The sequence below is a fragment of the Pseudonocardia sp. EC080619-01 genome, from assembly GCF_001420995.1.
GTDB lineage: Bacteria > Actinomycetota > Actinomycetes > Mycobacteriales > Pseudonocardiaceae > Pseudonocardia.
In genome coordinates this window covers 131,263-148,252 of record NZ_CP012185.1, presented here as the reverse complement: position 1 = coordinate 148,252, position 16,990 = coordinate 131,263, and the positions used below count along the sequence as shown (strand labels likewise).

The window sequence follows — 16,990 nt, the reverse complement described above, 5'->3', positions numbered from 1 at the left end:
TCGCGCTGTTGCTATGAGGTGAGGGCCCCGGTGCGCAGGTCGCTTCCACGGGTCTCCGGGATGGACCGGAAGATCACCGGCAGCGCGATCAGCGCCAGTGCCGAGGCGTAGTAGGCGGGGGCGAGCAGGCTGCCGCTGGCGTCGACGAGTGCCTGGCTCACCAGTGGTGCAGTGCCGGCGAACGCGGCGTAGGCGACGTTGTAGGGCAACGCCATCCCGGTGTAGCGCACGTCGGCGGGCAGCATCTCCAGCACCGCCATGCCGCCGGCGCCGAGCAGTGACACGACGACGAGCAGCCCGAGCATCGCGACCACGATCGCCGGCAGACTCCCGGTCCCGATCAGCAGGTAGGCGGGGACGAGCACGACGACCGCACCGAGGGCCCCGGTCCGCACGAGCGGGCGCCGGCCGATGCGGTCGGCCACCGACCCGAACACCGGCCCCAGGAACGCCGCGAACAACGTCAGGCCGGTGATGATCGTCAACGCGGTGCTCGAGCTGATGCCGCCCACCTGCGAGAGGTAGGTGGGCATGTAGCCCAGGAACATGTGCGTGACCACGCCGAGCACGCCGTAGAAGCACAGCAGTACCAGCATCATCCGCCAGCGCTCGCGCAGCATCCGGCCCAGCCCCGGGCCGCGTGACCCACGGTCTGCGGTCAGCTCGGTGAACACCGGGGTCTCGTCCACCCCGAGGCGCAGCAGCAGCCCGACCAGCGACAGCAACCCGCCGAAGACGAACGTCCACCGCCACGCGCCGGCGGCGAAGGCGTCGCCCGCCACGGCCTGGAAGACCACGATGGTCAGCGTCGCCCCGGTGACGCCGAGCATCGTCGAGCTGCCGACCACCGACATCCAGAGCATGCGGCGCCGGGGCGGGGCGTGCTCGAGCCCGAAGGTCAGCGCCCCGGTGTACTCGCCGCCTGCGGAGAACCCTTGTGCCAGCCTGCAGACCATGAGCAGGATCGGCGCCGCGATGCCGATGGCCGACCAGCTGGGCAGCAGCCCGATGGCCGCGGTCGCCGCACCCATCAGCAGCACCGACGCGCTCAACGCGGTGCGCCGCCCCATCCGGTCGCCGATCCGGCCGAACACGACGGCGCCGGCCGGGCGGGCCACGAACGCGACGCCGTAGATCGCGAACGTGGCGAGCAGCCCCGACGAGCCGCTGTCGGCGGGGAAGAACGTCGCGGCGATCACCACGGCGGAGAACCCGTACAACGTGAAGTCGAACCACTCCACGAAGTTCCCCGACGCCCCGGCGAGCATGATCCTCGCCGGCGACTGTCGTCGCCTCGCACGCACCTGGTCACCGTGATCGGACACCGTCTCCGCCATCGCAGACCCTCCTTGGTTCGCACGCCACAGTGCGTCCGGTGCAGACAGCATCGCTGCCCGGACGGCGCGGGAAGAGAGCCCGATGTCGCCGAGACCGAGCCGGCGGTGCGACATCTGTCAAACTCGGAGGTGGGCAGGTGCGAGGGGTGTGCCGGCGCGGACGGGGGATCGTGGCGATGGCGGACGACGGCCTGCAGGAGATCGTCGACGAGCTCGCCCAGCGGCTGCAGCGCTCGGTCGCGATCGACGATCCGGCGATCCGCCTGCTGGCGGCGAGCCGGCACTTCGGGGACGAGGACGCGGTGCGGGTGACTTCGGTGCTCAACCGGTCGGTGAGCCCTGATCTCACCGAGGAGGTGCTCGGCCACGGCATCGCGACCTGGACGCGGCCGGGGCAGGTGGTCATCCCGGCCGAGGACACGCTTCCCAGGCTGTGCGCTCCGGTGCGCTGCAACGGCTTGTTGCTGGGCTATCTGTGGCTGATCGACACCGCCGGCACGCTCGCACCGGACGAGATCACGCTGACCGAGGACGCCGCGGCCAGGGCGGGGGTAGTGCTCTACCGGCGGCTGATCCTGCACGAGCGCTCCCGGGCCCGCCATGAGGCGATCCTGCGTGAGCTGGTCTCCTCCGACCGGGCGGCGCGGGTCCAGGCCGCCGAGGACCTGCGTGCCGAGAACCTGTTCCCTGATCGCCATACGTCGTTCCTCGTCCTGGGTGTCCAGGTCGAGGGCGGCGACGACGCGTCGGCCGTGGCGCTCGAGTCCGCCGTCGAGGAGGGCGTTCGCGCCGGCGATGATGTCGCCCTCACGGTGGCGAATCGTTCGCGGGCCTGGATCCTCTACGCCGCACGCCGGGGCGATGTGCCGGTCAGCGCTCTGAGCAACCGGGTGCTGGCCCGGTTCCGGTCCTTGGCCGGTGACGGGGCACGGGTGGTGCTCGGTGTCGGCTCCACGGTCGAGGACCTCGGGTCTGTGGTGGAGTCGCATCGCCACGCGTTCCTGGCTGCCCGCGCCGCCCTGCTCGTGCCCTCGGTCGGCACGGTGGCCCGATGGGGTGAGCTGGGCCCCTACGAGGTCCTGCTCAGGCTCCCGGTCGACGATCTTCTGCTCGCCTCTCAAGTCCCCGCCCTGGCCGCGCTGGAACGCCACGACCCGCACGGCGTGCTGATGGAGACGCTCGAGGCGTACGTCGACCACGCGGGCGACGTCCGGCGCACCGCCGAGCTGCTGTGCGTGCACCGCGCGACGCTGTATCACCGCCTCAAGCGCATCGAGACCCACACCGGCTACCGGCTGGGTCGCGGGGACGACTGGCTGACCCTGCACCTGGGGGTGAAGCTGCGCGCTCTGGCCGCGGCATACCGGCGCCAGAGCTGAGGGTGCCCGATCCGGCCCGCCCGGCTTTAGCCCATGACGGTTCCGGAGGTCCCGGTGTTGAGCTTGCGGCGCCGGGAGAAGGCGCCCAGGTCGATGGTGTGTCCGGTGTGCCGGCCCACGAACTGCACGGGGCGTGCGTCGTGGTCGTGTCCGTCCTCGACGTGCTCGATGATGGTGGTGAGGAACTTCCCGGCCAGTGGGGCGTTCTTGAACTGGTTGCCGCTGGTGCCGATCGCGACGTAGAACCCGTCCAGCTCGGTGCGGTCGTAGATCGGGGTCCAGTCGTCGGTGACGTCGTAGACGCCCACCACGCCGCGGGGCCGGCTCGGGACAGCCAGCTCGGTGAGCCGTCTGGCGGCCCGGGTCACCTGCGCGTCGAACACCGCCGCTGTGGGGTGGGGGTGTGCCTGGTCGGGATCGTCGAGCCAGTGCAGGGGGTCACATTCGGGTTCGGTACCCCCGATCAGCAGTCCACCTCCGAGCTCGCCGCGCAGGTAGGTGCCGAGATCCATGTCGGCGATGCTGATGCCGGGTGAGCCGGGTGGGGAGAAGCCGGCCGGTGCGGTCGCGTAGGCGACCTCCTGACGCAACGGGCGGAGGCCGATCGTGAAGTCCGAGCCGACCCCGGCCAGCCGGTTGAGCGCGCCCGACCACGGTCCGGCGGCGTTGACCACGGTGCGGCACGCGATGGTGCTGCCGTCGTCGAGTCGGACGCCGGTGACGCGTCGGTCGGCGGTGTCGATGCCGACCACGGCGGTGCGCAGGCGGAACTGCGCGCCGTGGTGGGTCGCGGCGGTGGCCAGGTTCTGGGTGGCGAGCTGGGGGTCGGCGATGTATCCGGCATCCGGTGTGTAGACCGCGCCCAGCTGGTCGGTGGGGTCGTCCCAGAATCGTTCGTCGTTGATGGGCTTGGGTGGCCAGTGGCGGCCGGCGTCGATGCCCGGGATCCGGCTGCGCAGGGTGGTGCTGTCCCACTCTTCGTAGGCCACGCCGATCTCGTCGAACAGGTTGACGTATGCCGCGCGGGGGGCCAGCTCTACGTCGAGCATGGCGAGCCCGCAGCGCTCGAAGCGAACCAGTTCACCGACGTCACAGCCGAGGTGCTCGCCCCAGTGCTGCCAGCAGTGCTGGGACTCCCAGGCCGTCGCGACACCGGCCCGGGTGGAGAAGTTGAATCGCACCACCGCACTCGACGAGCTCGTCGAGCCGTGCCCCACACCGCCCGCCTTGTCGACGACGACCACGTCCCGGCCGCAACGGGCGAGTTCGAGCGCGACCGACGCTCCGATCACACCGGCTCCGACGACGACATCCACGTCCATGCGCCCAGTCTGACCAGCTCGCGAGCTGCGTACATTCGTCCGACGCCGAACACCGGGGTCGATCGGTGCGACAGATGTCGTCCGTCCTGGAAGGTGGGCGATAGGCGCAGCTCGGCGCGCGCGGAGGGCTTCGCGCCGCACTAGTGCGCGGTGGGCGTTTGGTGGGGCTGGCTTCGGAGGCGTCGCAGTGCTTCGTTGGCTACGATATGATAGCCAATCGAGTCGGCATGCTCGGCAACGCGCCGACGGTTGATCCGACCGATTGGCCAGCGACGTCGGTCGCCATCCTTGTGTCGGCGGAGTACAGCCTGAGTGCGGCAGGAGGACCGGTGATCTGCCATGGGGTGCAGTGGTCCGGGTGGCTTCGCCGGTTTCTCCGATGACTCGGCACTGACCGGGCTCGTGAAGACGTGTTGGCCGGGCGTGCGCCCGGCTCGCCGTCGAGTGAGTCCGGGCATCGCTTACCGGGTCGACGGTCGGCGTGGCGTCGTACCTACAGGCGGGCCGTCGTCTGCTGCGAACAACAGTGTGCCGAATAGGTGGCAACCGCGATCGATGCGTTCGTCGCGGCGGATGGACGGGAGTGGCGAGCAATGCGGACGAGCGTTCGGATCGGGGTGGTCCTTCCCACCCGTGAGTGTGTCGAGTCCGGTCGGGCCCGCGACGTCGTGGCCGTGGCCGTCGCCGCGGAATCCGCAGGCGCCGACTCGGTCTGGGTGGGTGACTCCGTCTTCGCGCGGCCCCGTTTCGATCCGCTGACCCTTCTGGCTGGGATCGCGACGGCGACCGACAGGGTCACCTTGGGGACGGGGGTACTGCTCGCGCCGCTATGGAATCCGCTGTTGCTCGCGAGAGCTGCGGCGACGGTCGACGTGTTGTCGGGAGGCAGGCTCGTGTTGGGAGTTGGGCCGGGGCCTGCGTATGGGCCGGCCCGCAAGGAGTTCGCCGCTCTCGGCGTTCCGCACGCCGATCGGTTCAGCAGGTTGCTGGAGGTGATGGACGTCTGTCAGGTCGTGTGGAGTAGGGGAGCTGTCGATGTGGCGGGGCAGCGCTGGAGCTTTCGGAACGTCGATGTCCACCCCAAGCCTGTGTCCGGCCCGCCGGTCTGGTGGGGAGTCAGCGGCCCGCGGGGACTGCGGGTGGCAGGTCGACGGGGTGATGGCTGGTTGCCGACTGGTCGTGGGCCGGACGACTACGCCCGCGACTTACAGGTCGTCCGTTCGGTCGGTGCCGGCTCGGTCGAGGCCGCGGTGTACCTCACTGTCGCTGTGGATGCCGACGCCGAGCGTGCCGAGGTACGTCTTCGTGCTACCCAGGAGGGTTACTACCGCGCGCCGTGGGAGGCGATCCGAGAGCTCGAGGATCACTGTGCTGGGACTGCACCGACGGTTGCGGCGCACATACGGGCCTATGTGGACGCAGGCGCGCAGCACGTCGTGCTTCGGTTCGCCGGTGGTGATCCGACGGCGCAGCTGGAGGCGCTCATGGTGCATCGAGAGGGCTTCTGAGGGTTCAGCGGCGACGCGGGCTGCGGGATCTCGCTCGGCGCGCTTGACAACGAGCTCACCACCCTCGAAACTACTGGATCCAGTTTCGGCTACAATAATGCCTCAGCGAGGAGGTCGATGTGGACGGCATGGATGGCCTCATCGCGGTCGTGACTGGCGCCGGTGGTGGCATCGGGTCCTGTACCGCGGAGCTGCTCGCATCCCGGGGTGTCCGCGTGGCAGTCGCCGACATCTCAGAAGGCGCCGGGCAAGCGGTCGTGGACCGTATCGTCACCTCAGGCGGAGAGGCGTTCTTCCAAGAATTTGACGCCAGAGATCCGGAATCGATCGGTGCGTTGTTCGACACAACCGTCGCTCGGTACGGTGGACTCGACATCCTGCACAACAATGCGGCAGGCACGCATCTCTACGACGGCGATACGGCGGTCGTCGAGATCGATCCGTTCCATTGGGATAGTATTATCCAGCTCAACCTGCGTGGCGTCATGCTCGGCTGCAAGTATGCGGTTCCGCACATGGTTCGGTGCGGTGGAGGGTCGATCGTCAACATGTCGTCGACGCGCGCGCTGGCGGGCGCGCTGGATCTCGCCGCCTACGGTGCTTCGAAGGCAGGGGTGGAGTCGCTGACCCGTTACGTCGCGACCGCATACGGTAAGCAGGGTGTGCGCTGCAATGCGATCCGGCCGGGCCTGATTCAGACGCCGCAGTCCGTAGCCCTGCACGGGGACGACGATGGCGCAGCGAAGCTTCTGCGGCACGTTCTGCTGCCTTATGCGGGGCGGCCCGACGACATCGCTCAGCTGGTCGCCTTCCTCGGCTCAGCCGCGTCGCGATACATCACCGCGCAGACCATCACCGTCGACGGTGGAATGCTCTCGCACCAGCCTTTCTATGCCGACGCTGTCGACGCTGGGCGGACGTCGGTCTGACCAGCTCAGCCTCGAACCGATTCTGTGAAGGGACGCCATGATCCAGGAGATTCGACGTGCCATCGCCGGACACACTCCGGAAGGCAAGTCCACCTTCGTCGACGTTGGAACCGTGCCGCCGGTGACTGCCGACCTCTACCCGGGTGCCACCTACTGGCTCGTCTGGGGCACTGAAGACGGTCAGATGACCGTCGGTCGCAACGATGCTCCGGTGCAGAAGCCGTTCTTCCCTGGGCCAGGAGGATCTCGCGTGATCGCAGTGCGGTTCGCCCCCAACAAGGCGGCCGGCCAAGGGGCCGGCGCGGGTGGCGACAGCACGCCGGAGGAGCTCGAAGAGATGCATCGTGACGCCGAGGAGAAGTTTCCCGGCCTGTTTGCGAAGCACGCGGCTGATCGTGAGGATGCTGCATTCCACACCACCGATACGATCGACTACGGCTTCGTCGTCGAGGGTGAGATCTGCCTTCAGCTCGACGACGAGGATGAGCAGGTGCTTCCTGCTGGCAGCTTCGTGATGCAGCGGGGGACGAGGCACGCGTGGATCAATCGCTCCGACGAACCCGCACTCGTCGTGTACGTACTGCTCGGGGCGACACGCGTCGAACAGTCGTGATGGCTCCGGGGCGGCCGGTGCGACGGGGGCGAGTCGGCTGCTCAGTCGGCTCTGATGGCCAAGGCCTCCGCTCGTGGTCGTGGTGGTGATGCCGTCGGGTAGGGCGTCGGCATCCGGCCCGACATGGACGGTTGGGGAGTCGGGCGCTCGGGCGTGTGATGATTCGCCGAGACGCGATCGGTCGGTGCTATCGCCGGCCAGTCGACCGGTTGACAGCCGGTTGGCGGCGCTGCCCTGCTCGATGACTGGTCTGGCATGTGACATCGTCGAGTGCTCTTGACCTTGGCTGTGCGTGGTTGGCCGTCTGATCCTGTGTCTCAGGATGATCATCCATCCTGCAGGCGCGAGCTTCGTCGGCTGGCTAGACAGGCCGGTCGTTCGCCACTGCGGCCACGCTGGTCCCGACGCCGGTCAGGTTGTTGCACGACCTGTCGGAGGTGGTCGCCGGTCGGGCGCCGAGCCTTCGGGGCGATGTGTTGACACTCGGTCACCACCGTGACATGTTTGGATCCAATGTTGGCTCCGAGCGGAGCACCTCGATGAGGAGGACCATTGCTTTCTCGCTGTCCGCTCGTGTGCCGGCGCGGCCCGATGTCCGAGCGTGGACACGTCCTTCGAATCGCTCGCCTCGATCGCCCCATCACGTTCTGAGCACATCGGCTCGGCCGGTGGTGGTTGTGTCGCCACGGGCCTCGGGCGGACCCGGAAGGTCTCCTATGAATCTGCCAGCAGCGATCCGAGCCTTGGTGCCGTTTCTCGCGGTTTGTCTGGCCGTCACCTCGTGCGCGACACCGGTCGCCGAGGCCGTCGGCGAGCAGCGGACTCTCACCTACAGCACCTACCTGTCGCGGGATCATCCCTTTTCGCGCACGTTCGAAGATTGGATGGCGACGGTGAGCGCCCGGACCGGCGGTGCCGTCCGGTTCCAGTCGTTCTATGACGGTTCCCTGTGTCCCTCGGACGAGGCCTTGAGCTGCGTCGAGGACGGACGCGTCGATATCGCCTTCGACGCTCCGCCGTTCAACCCCGTCCTGTCTGTGGCGAACATCGGGTCGATCGGGTTCCAGACGCCCGACTTCGACACCGTGACCCGCGCACTCAACGAGCTGCATAGTGAGTCCGACGAGCTGGCCGAGGAGTATCGGGACCGGAATCAGCGTCTGCTGTTCCTCGGCAGCGGTACGCCTCCGGTTCTCGCGTTGTCGCGTGCAGCATCGGTTACCTCGCTCGGGGACCTGGACGGGCTCAGTGTCCGGGCTACCGGTGGGATGGCGACCGGCCTGCAGTTGCTGGGCATGAGCACTGCGGCGATCGAGGCGACCCAGATCTACGAGTCGATCGAGCGAGGCGTCGTGAGTGGTACCGGATACGGTTTCGATACCTTCACCGACACTGGTCTGCATGAAGTGGCGCCCCAGCTGTTCGACATCAGTGACATGGGCATCTACAACTCGGTCAATTTCAGCGTGAACCTTGACGTCTGGGAGAGCCTCACACCCGAGGTGCGTGCGGCGATGGACGTCGCGAGCGCGGAGGCGGTCGGAGGTGGGATGACGGGTCACCAGGTCGACGCGATCATGGAGAACTGCGGGGTCCTGCGCGATGCCGGCATCGGGATCGTCCCACTGGGCAGGGATGAGGCCGGCACACGTTGGGCGAGCGAGGGCTCGGCCAACCAGAGCGCGGCCTGGGTCCGCGCCAATTCCGGGTCGGTCGCCGACCCGCAGGGTCTGCTCGACCGATACCTCGAGCTGATCGCCGAGCTCCGCCCGGACGATGAACGCACTCTCGCCGACTACTGCGCGTCGGTCTGACGCCGAGATCCGAGGGGTACCGCCATGGCTGTCGTAGACCGTCTGCTCGACCGGCTGTCGAGGTCACTCGCCGCGCTGAGCGCTATCAGTCTGATCGTCGTGGCACTGATCCTGGTGTTCGACGTTGTGCACCGGAACGTCAGCGGGCGCTCGGTCGCCGGGGCTTTCGAACTGGTGGAGACGATCGTGGTGATGATCGCTTTTCTGGGGATCATGCACGCGGAACGGTCGAGGACCAATGTGCGGATCACGTTCGTGACCGACCGGATGCCGGCACGGATCGTGGCGATCGCGCGGTTGACCGGTGCGGTCGTGACGCTTGTCGTGGCGGCGTGGTTCACCGTTGGTACCTGGACCACCGCTGCGGCCTCGACCGCTCGCGGTGAGTTCACGCAAGGTCTGGTCGCCTACCCGACCTGGCCCGCAAAACTGATCATCGCGTTCGGCTTCACCGCACTGACCATGCAGGTTGCCGCGGATCTCGTCGTCCGCGTTCGGGACCTCGCATCTGCTGGTGACCTCGCCCCTGCAGCCGATCCAGCGTCGGCGCTGCGCCATCTGTGACTACGGGAGCTCACAGTGACACCTGAACTCGTCGTCGGCATCGTCGTCGTCGCATTCCTCGCCCTACTGGTGCTCGAGACTCCAGTGGCGTTCGCCCTCGCCGGTTCCGGCTTGCTCGGCATCGCTCTGCTGGACGGCGCGTCACGGGGTACGTCCTGGCTCGGTTCGACGCCGTTCTCTGCGGTGTCGTCCTACAACCTCGCCGTCATCCCCCTCTACATTCTGCTCGGCATGTTGGCGCTCTACGGCGGACTCGCTGAGAAGACCTACGCTCTGGCGTCGCGAGCACTTCGGTGGATCCCGGGTGGGATGGGGATCGCGACGGTCGCGGCCTGCAGTGGATTCGCCGCCGTGTCGGGCTCGAGCGTCGCCACAGCGGCCAGCATCGGCAAGATCTCGGTCACCGAGATGCGGCGTCACGGATACCGTGTCAGCTTCGCTGCAGGCATCGTGGCTGTGGGCGGAACGCTGGGAATCTTGATCCCGCCGAGTGTGGCGCTGGTGATGTACGGCGTCGTGTCCGGTGAGTCGATCGGGCAGCTCCTCGCGGCCGGCGTCGTCCCCGGAGTGTTGTCCGCGGTGGTCTACTGTCTGTTCATCGCGCTGGCCAGCCGCCGCTACGTGGTTCACCCCGGAGTCGAGCTGAGCGCCGAACTGAGTCGTGTGGGCGGCGGTTCCCCCACGGGCACCGTGATCGATCCTGTTTCCGGCGCAGACACAACGGGTACCGATCTGTCGGGCTCCGCTGGTACCGGGGATCGGGATGCGCCGTCGGTGTTCGCGCGGGTCCGGCCGGCCCTCTGGCTCGGGATCATCTTCCTGGCGATCTTCCTCGGAATCTTCACCGGGCTGCTCACCGTGATCGAGTCCGCGGCGGTCGGGGCGTTGGTGGCGGTGGTCATGCTCGCGGTCGAGAACCGTCACGGCGGGATACGAGGGGTATGGCGGCGGTTCGTCTCGGCCGTCCAGGAGAGTGCTTCGGTCGCCTCGATGGCGTTCATGCTGCTGGTCGGGGCGACCATCTTCTCTACTTTCCTCGTGCTGTCACGGGTTCCCGACCGTCTGGCCCAAGCCATCGGTGGACTCGCGGTGCCCCCTCTGATCGTGCTCTGCGTGATCTTGCTGGCGCTGCTCGTGCTGGGGACCGTGCTGGAGACACTGTCGCTGATCCTGGTGGCGGTGCCACTCGTGTACCCGATCGTCATCGAACTCGGTTACGACGGAGTCTGGTTCGGCATCCTGTTCGTGATGATGGTCGAGATCGGTCTCATCACGCCCCCGGTGGGCATGAACGTCTTCGTCGTCTCGTCCAGTGCCGGAGTGCCGGTTGAGACCGTGTTCCGCGGAATTCTGCCCTTCCTGGTCCCGGCGATCGCGCTCGTCGCGCTCGTGGTGACCTTTCCGCAGATCGCGCTCTGGCTCCCGTCGCTCGCAGTCGAGTGACCAGGCCCCTACAGCTTCGTGCGGGGTGACGACGACAGCGCCGAGGCGCGGCGACATGCACGACGGATGTCCGTGCAACGAACGTCAGCGCGAGGTCGAGCAGCTCTACGACCGCTACTTCCCGGCGTCGATGCGCAGGATCGCGCCGTCTCCTGACGCATGATTCGAGGTCCCGTCGGGGCGCCGCAGGATGCGGTCGTCGCAGCTGCCGGTCGCCACGAGCGCATCTGCGCCGGGGACGGACCGACGGGCAGCAGTGGAAGGGGTCGCGGCGATCCGTGACCTCGCCGCTGGTCCTCGTGAGGTCTGCCGGCGTGGTCGGTGGAGGCGGGGGAGACACGCTGTCGGAGCGGCATCGCGGAGTGGTCGGCGTCGTGGCGGGGGCCGCTGTGCGCCGCGCCGCGTGCTCGTCATGGTTCCGCCGGCCTCTGGCTGCGCGCGGTCGTGGTGGCGTCCCCGCCCGGGGCGGCCGGTGGCTGTCGCGACGCGAGCGCTGTATGCCCGGATACGAGAGGCCGGGGTCGCGGAGTTCGGGCCGCGCAGCGAGCTGGCCGACGCGCCGTGGGGGCGCTGAGATGTTCTCGGCGTGCGGGCCGCGACTGTTGACGCGAGTCGGATCGGGTGCAACGCTCAGAGAATGGGCGCCAATCTTGTATCCAGCAGTCCGTTGAGGGTGGGGCAGTTCTCCGCCTACCACGGTGACCGTCCGGACGGGATGGACGAGCTGCTGGCCAGCGGTGTCGATGTGCTCACCGGTGACTACCTCGCCGAGCTGACGATGTTGGTCCTGCGCAAGAACCAGATGCGTGGCGGCGTCGGCTACGCGGCCTCCTTCGTCGAACAGCTGGAGCGCTACCTGCCGCGCATCGCCGAGCGGGGTGTCAAGGTCGTGACCAATGCCGGAGGACTCGATCCGCGCGCGTGCGCGGAAGCCGTCCGTGAGGCGTGCATCCGTCAGGGGGTCGATCTGCGGGTTGCGGCCGTGACCGGCGACGATCTGCGGAATGACCTGTCCGAGGTCCTCGGTGCGGATGCCGTCCTGCGCAACGTCGACACCGGTGAGGATCTCGTAGTGGCGGATCACGAGATCCTCACGGCCAATGCCTATCTGGGTGCCTGGCCGATCGTCGACGCGCTCGACGCCGGCGCCGACATCGTGATCTGCCCTCGGATGACCGACGCATCGCTGGTCGTCGGTCCGGCGGCATGGCACTTCGGTTGGGCCAGGGACGACTGGAACGCACTGGCAGGTGGGGTCGTCGCGGGGCATCTGATCGAGTGCTGTGGGCAGGTCACAGGTGGGAACTTCGCGTTGTTCCACGAGCACGGGGACCTCGGGCTGCCCGGGATGCCGATCGCCGAGATCCATCCGGACGCCAGCTGTGTGATCACGAAGCCGGACGGCTCGGGTGGACTGGTCAGCACCGACACGGTGTCGGCCCAGCTGCTCTACGAGATCGGTGGACCGGAGTATCAGAACCCGGATGTGATCGTCGACCTCGGGGCGGTCGTCCCCGAGCAGGACGGTCCGGATCGGGTGCGGGTCGCTGGTGCGCGTGGACGGGCGCCGAACGGGCGGACCAAGCTGTCGCTGACGTTCGAAGGTGGTTATCGCAACACCATGACGGTGGGGCTCACGGGGCTCCACCTGCGGGAGAAGCTCGCCTGGCTCAGGCGGGCCGTGGAGCGCGCCGTTGGTCCGCCCGAGAGTTTCGAGGCGTTTCGCTGGACCGTGGTCGGCCCTGCTCGTGAGAGCGACGGTGATCAGGATCAGGAGACGGCCTGGGCCGTCATCAGCGTTCGCGATCCCGACCAGGCCAAGGTGGGGCGGGTGGCCTTTGCTGATCGGATTGTGCAGCTGGGGACCAACAACGTGCCAGGTTTCTACCTCACGACGCCGCCGCAGCGGGAGCGCTTGTTCGGTGTCCAGTGGCCGTGCCTTGTGGAGAAGAAGCACGTCCAGCCGGTCGTGCATCACGATGATGCGACGGCTGTGGAGGTCGGCTGGCCGCAGTGGTGCGAGGACGGTACGCCCGCCGAGCGCCCGGTGCTCGATCTGCCGCCCGTACCCACTGGTCCCACTGTCGCGCGTCCGCTCGGGACTCTCGTGGGGACGCGTTCGGGGGACAAGGGGGGCATCGCCAACCTCGGGGTGTGGACACGGTCAGGGGCGGCCTATGCGTGGCTGCTCGAGACCCTGACGGTGGACCGGTTGCGCGAGCTCCTGCCGGAGGCTGCCGGCTTGAGAATCGAGCGGCATGAGCTGGCGTCGCTGAACGCGGTGAACTTCTTGCTGGTCGGATATCTCGAACAGGGTGTCTCGTCGTGTTTGCGGATCGATCCGCAGGCCAAGGGGCTGGGGGAGTACCTCGCTTCACGAGTTCTCGAGATTCCGGTGTCGCTGGTCGATGGAGGGGAACGGACGTGATCGATTTCGGTGTGCGGGGACGAGTGTTGGTGGTGACCGGCGGCGCGTCCGGCATCGGACGGGCCGTCGGCCGGCTGGCGGCCGCGCAGGGGATGGCGGTCGCGGTCGTCGACCGGGATGCCGCGACGGCGGGGGAGGTGGCCGCGGAGCTCCCCGGGGCCTATGCCTACGGGCTGGACGTGTGCGACCCGGAGGCGACCGCCTCGGTGGTCGACGAGATCGAGCGGGACCTCGGTCCGGTCCAGGCCGCGGTCACCGGCGCCGGGATCTCGCTGCCCGCGCCGAGTGAGGATCTGGATCCGGCACGCTGGTCGCAGGTGATCGCCGTCAACCTGACCGGGACCTTCTTGACGCTCACCGAGGTTGGACGTCGTCTGGTGGCCCGCGGGCAGGGCGGCTCACTCGTGGCCGTGGGATCGGTCAACTCGTTCGGTGGGCACGTCCACCGGGCGCACTACACGTCGTCGAAGTTCGGCGTGGTGGGCCTGGTGAAGACGCTTGCCATCGAGTGGGGGCAGCGAGGCATCCGGGTAAACGGGATCGCGCCGGGACCGGTCGACACACCACTGCTGCGCGGTGCGCAGAGCGCCGAGCAGATCAAGGACACCATGCTGTCACGCATCCCGATGGGTAGGCTCGCCTCGCCGGAGGACCAGGCGTCAGCGGCCCTGTTCCTGATTTCGGATGCGGCCTCCTACGTCAACGGAGTGATGCTGCCGGTCGACGGAGGGGTCACGGCCGGCTACTTCACCCAGGTCGCAGCCGAGCTGTGACGGCGCGGCCGGGGGCAGGTGGCTCCGGAATCGTAGCCACTTCGGCGATACGATTGCGTCCATGAGCGCCATCGGGAGTCCTATCGGGGTCGATGAGGGGGCGGGTGCGGTCCAGCGCGCGGCCGCGTCGATCCGCGAGCTCGTCATGCAGCGTCGGCTGCTTCCCGGGCAGCAGGTCCGCCAGGAGGATCTGTCGCATCAGATCGGCATCAGCCGAGGCCCGATCCGGGAGGCGCTCCAGATCCTGCAGGCAGACGGGGTCGTCGCCTACGAGCGGAACCGCGGTTACTTCGTGACGCAGTTCAGCGCGGACGAGATGCGCCAGCTCTATCTTGCGCGAGACCTGCTCGAGACCGCTGTTCTGACCGAGTTGGGGCGGCCCGGCGAGGAGGAGCTGGCGGCTCTTGTCGCCATTAACGAGGAGATCAGGGCGGCGGGACCGGATTTCGATCAGATGATGCGCGGCAACGACCTGTTCCACGCACGCATCCTGGACCTGTCCCCGCAGCGGCTGCTCGTCGCCGAGATCGACAGGGTGTGGCGGATGTCGGTCGCCTACCGCGCCCTCTCGGTCAGCGTTCTCAACGACTCGGCGGTGGTCGCGGAGGAGCATGACGGCATGCTCGAGGCGCTGCGCGACGGCGATGGCGCGACGCTGGCCGATCTGTGGCGATCGCATCGCCAGGTCTCCCTCAACCGACTACTCCCGATCTTGCGCTGACCCGGGCGCGGTCCGCAGGCTCGGAGGTGCCGGGACGACTGCGTGAGTATTGGCGCCGATCTGATTGACAATATTGGAGCCAAATGTTCCACTGAGAAGGTCGGGACGGTCGTCCGATACGCGGGCGCTGTACCGGACGCCGACCGCTCGTCTCATCTCAGGAGGACACAGCAATGGCCGCCGAGCCCCGCACGATGCGCTTCGGAGTGTTTCTCGGGCCGTATCACCGTTACGGGATCAACCCGAACCTCGCCATGCGACGCGACATCGAGCTCGCGGCGCATCTCGACGCTCTCGGGTTCGACGAGATCTGGTTCGGTGAGCACCACTCCGGCGGTGTTGAGACCATCGCGTCTCCCGAGGTCATGATCGCGGCCGCCGCCCAGCACACGACCCACATCAAGTTGGGAACCGGCGTCCTGTCGCTGCCCTATCACCAGCCGTTCATCCTCGCTGACCGTGTCCTGCAGCTGGATCACCTGACCCGGGGACGCATGATGTTCGGTGCCGGGCCCGGGCAGCTGCTCGAGGACGCGACCATGATCGGGATCGAGCCCTCCACCCAGCGCGCACGCATGGAAGAGGCGCTGGAGGTGATGCTGCGACTGTTCGACGGTGAAACCGTCACCGCCAAGACCGAGTGGTTCACGCTGCAGGACGCGGTGCTGCAACTGGCGCGCTACTCCGACTTCGAGGTCGCGGTCACCGGCTCGGTCTCGTCGTCCGGACCGGCGTTGGCCGGCCGATACGGCGCCAGCCTGCTGTCGCTCGCAGCCACCGATCCGACCGGGATCGAGCGACTGGCCGGACACTGGGACATCGTCGAGCACGAGTCGGCCCAGCACGGACACACCCCGGACCGGTCCGACTGGCGACTGCTCGGACCCATGTACATCGCGGAGACCGTGGAGCAGGCGAAGAAGGACGTCGCGTACGGGATGCCCTGGCTGCTGGACTATCTGGCGCACATCACCCCGACCGCGCTGGGTAGCTTCGACACCGTCGACGAGCTGTGTGACGCCCTCAACGCCTCGGGCCGCGGCGTGGTGGGTACCCCGGACATGGCCGTCGAGCAGCTCACCCGCCTGCAGGAGAAGTCGGGCGGATTCGGGACGTATCTGTTCCAGGGCTCGGACTATGCCCGCTGGCCCAACATGCTGCGCAGCTACCAGCTGTTCGCAGAGGAGGTCGTGCCGAGGATGAACGGGCAGCTCGAGCCCGTGAAGCGCAGCGTCGATCGGGTTCTGGCCACCGGCACGCTCGGTGCCGACACGACCGCGCGCTCTCAGGCCGAGGCCACGGCCCGCTACGAGGCCGGGCGGGAGAAGCACGCGTGACGGGAACGACGAGTGCTCCACCGGCCGGACAGGAGGCGGTCGAGCCGGTCCTGCTGACGGAGCGACGAGGAGGGGTACTCGTGGTCACCCTGAACCGGCCCCGCCAGCGCAACGCCCTCGATTTCGCGCTGCGGCAGGCGCTGCGGGACGCGTTCGACGCGTTCGAGACCGACCCGGAACTGCGGTGCGCGGTACTGACCGGGAACGGCCCGGCGTTCTGCGCCGGTGGTGATCTCAAGGAGATGGCGGCCGCCGCCCTGCAGCTGCCGGCCGAGGAGTGGGGCCTGTTGCTCGGCAGCCGCGGCGCGGTCGACAAGCCCGTCATCGCAGCGGTGAACGGATTCGCGCTGGCCGGCGGTTTCCGCTTGGCCCAGGATTGCGACCTGTGTGTCGCGGCCGATACTGCGGTCTTCGGCATCACCGAGGTCAAGCGCGGTCGCGGCGCGCCGTGGGCGGCGCCGCTCATCTCGATGGTGCCCAAGCGGGTCATGGCAGAGCTGTTGTTGAGCGGTGAGCCGATCACGGCAGGCCGCGCCTACGAGGTCGGTTTGATCAATGCGGTCGTGCCGCAGGACGAACTGGTCGACACCGCGATCCGCATGGCCGAGACGATCGCCGCGAACGCACCGCTGAGCGTGCGTGCGGCGAAGCAGACCGTCGAGCTCAGCACCGAGATCGGCCGTTCCCAGGCGGTCCGCTCGGCGGACTGGCTCTACGAGCGTGTGTACACCAGCGATGACGCCCTCGAGGGGCCCCGCGCCTTCGCCGAGAAGCGGGATCCGGTCTGGACCGGACGCTGACACCGCGGACGTCAACCCAGGA

Annotated in this window: 14 protein-coding genes; 12 read left to right on the top strand and 2 right to left on the bottom strand. The window is 68.1% G+C overall.

Going from position 1 to position 16,990, the window contains the following annotated elements:
• Positions 1-11: 11 nt before the first annotated feature.
• Positions 12-1,337, bottom strand: a complete 1,326-nt coding sequence (locus AD017_RS28900; RefSeq protein WP_060576781.1) for an MFS transporter — start codon at positions 1,335-1,337, stop codon at positions 12-14.
• A 176-nt stretch (positions 1,338-1,513) separates the two neighbouring features.
• On the opposite strand from AD017_RS28900, the gene AD017_RS28895 reads away from it, so the two are divergent.
• Complete coding sequence (locus AD017_RS28895; protein WP_060577439.1) at positions 1,514-2,716, top strand: helix-turn-helix domain-containing protein; 1,203 nt, start codon at positions 1,514-1,516, stop codon at positions 2,714-2,716.
• Between the two features lie 26 nt (positions 2,717-2,742).
• Here the strand turns inward: AD017_RS28895 and AD017_RS28890 are convergent, their stop codons facing one another.
• Positions 2,743-4,038 (bottom strand): FAD-binding oxidoreductase, encoded by a 1,296-nt coding sequence (locus tag AD017_RS28890; protein ID WP_060576780.1) that lies wholly within the window; start codon positions 4,036-4,038, stop codon positions 2,743-2,745.
• 539 nt (positions 4,039-4,577) lie between these two features.
• Between AD017_RS28890 and AD017_RS28885 the strand changes: the two genes are divergently transcribed.
• The 11 genes from AD017_RS28885 (at position 4,578) to AD017_RS28835 (ending at position 16,968) form a co-directional block, all read left to right on the top strand.
• Positions 4,578-5,546, top strand: a complete 969-nt coding sequence (locus tag AD017_RS28885) for an LLM class flavin-dependent oxidoreductase (RefSeq protein WP_227012910.1) — start codon at positions 4,578-4,580, stop codon at positions 5,544-5,546.
• 128 nt (positions 5,547-5,674) lie between these two features.
• Positions 5,675-6,475 carry an SDR family NAD(P)-dependent oxidoreductase gene (locus tag AD017_RS28880; protein WP_060577437.1) on the top strand — a complete coding sequence of 267 codons (801 nt, stop codon included), beginning with the start codon at positions 5,675-5,677 and terminating at the stop codon, positions 6,473-6,475.
• 37 nt (positions 6,476-6,512) lie between these two features.
• Positions 6,513-7,088 (top strand): cupin domain-containing protein, encoded by a 576-nt coding sequence (locus AD017_RS33760; protein ID WP_082538409.1) that lies wholly within the window; start codon positions 6,513-6,515, stop codon positions 7,086-7,088.
• 716 nt (positions 7,089-7,804) lie between these two features.
• Entirely contained in the window at positions 7,805-8,902 is a 1,098-nt protein-coding gene (locus tag AD017_RS28870) for an ABC transporter substrate-binding protein (protein ID WP_082538408.1), read from the top strand.
• A gap of 24 nt (positions 8,903-8,926) precedes the next feature.
• Complete coding sequence (locus tag AD017_RS28865) at positions 8,927-9,466, top strand: TRAP transporter small permease (protein WP_060576777.1); 540 nt, start codon at positions 8,927-8,929, stop codon at positions 9,464-9,466.
• Positions 9,467-9,481: 15 nt separating this feature from the next.
• On the top strand, positions 9,482-10,909 hold the full coding sequence (locus AD017_RS28860; protein ID WP_060576776.1) for a TRAP transporter large permease: 1,428 nt from the start codon (positions 9,482-9,484) through the stop codon (positions 10,907-10,909).
• 637 nt (positions 10,910-11,546) lie between these two features.
• On the top strand, positions 11,547-13,337 hold the full coding sequence (locus AD017_RS28855) for an acyclic terpene utilization AtuA family protein (RefSeq protein ID WP_082538407.1): 1,791 nt from the start codon (positions 11,547-11,549) through the stop codon (positions 13,335-13,337).
• Entirely contained in the window at positions 13,334-14,110 is a 777-nt protein-coding gene (locus tag AD017_RS28850; protein WP_060576775.1) for an SDR family NAD(P)-dependent oxidoreductase, read from the top strand. The genes AD017_RS28855 and AD017_RS28850 overlap by 4 nt, the downstream gene beginning before the upstream one ends.
• Positions 14,111-14,171: 61 nt before the next feature.
• Positions 14,172-14,831 carry a GntR family transcriptional regulator gene (locus tag AD017_RS28845; RefSeq protein WP_060576774.1) on the top strand — a complete coding sequence of 220 codons (660 nt, stop codon included), beginning with the start codon at positions 14,172-14,174 and terminating at the stop codon, positions 14,829-14,831.
• A gap of 173 nt (positions 14,832-15,004) precedes the next feature.
• On the top strand, positions 15,005-16,168 hold the full coding sequence (locus tag AD017_RS28840) for an LLM class flavin-dependent oxidoreductase (protein ID WP_060576773.1): 1,164 nt from the start codon (positions 15,005-15,007) through the stop codon (positions 16,166-16,168).
• A complete protein-coding gene (locus AD017_RS28835; RefSeq protein ID WP_145984127.1) occupies positions 16,165-16,968 on the top strand; it encodes an enoyl-CoA hydratase-related protein in 804 nt (267 codons plus the stop codon). The genes AD017_RS28840 and AD017_RS28835 overlap by 4 nt, the downstream gene beginning before the upstream one ends.
• Positions 16,969-16,990: the final 22 nt, after the last annotated feature.

Coding starts and splice junctions, on each gene's coding strand:
- AD017_RS28870 (WP_082538408.1), top strand. CDS start 7,805: ATGAATCTGCCAGCAGCGATCCGAGCCTTGGTGCCGTTTCTCGCGGTT.
- AD017_RS28890 (WP_060576780.1), bottom strand. CDS start 4,038: ATGGACGTGGATGTCGTCGTCGGAGCCGGTGTGATCGGAGCGTCGGTC.
- AD017_RS28840 (WP_060576773.1), top strand. CDS start 15,005: ATGGCCGCCGAGCCCCGCACGATGCGCTTCGGAGTGTTTCTCGGGCCG.
- AD017_RS28855 (WP_082538407.1), top strand. CDS start 11,547: ATGGGCGCCAATCTTGTATCCAGCAGTCCGTTGAGGGTGGGGCAGTTC.
- AD017_RS33760 (WP_082538409.1), top strand. CDS start 6,513: ATGATCCAGGAGATTCGACGTGCCATCGCCGGACACACTCCGGAAGGC.
- AD017_RS28845 (WP_060576774.1), top strand. CDS start 14,172: ATGAGCGCCATCGGGAGTCCTATCGGGGTCGATGAGGGGGCGGGTGCG.
- AD017_RS28880 (WP_060577437.1), top strand. CDS start 5,675: ATGGATGGCCTCATCGCGGTCGTGACTGGCGCCGGTGGTGGCATCGGG.
- AD017_RS28900 (WP_060576781.1), bottom strand. CDS start 1,337: ATGGCGGAGACGGTGTCCGATCACGGTGACCAGGTGCGTGCGAGGCGA.
- AD017_RS28895 (WP_060577439.1), top strand. CDS start 1,514: ATGGCGGACGACGGCCTGCAGGAGATCGTCGACGAGCTCGCCCAGCGG.
- AD017_RS28865 (WP_060576777.1), top strand. CDS start 8,927: ATGGCTGTCGTAGACCGTCTGCTCGACCGGCTGTCGAGGTCACTCGCC.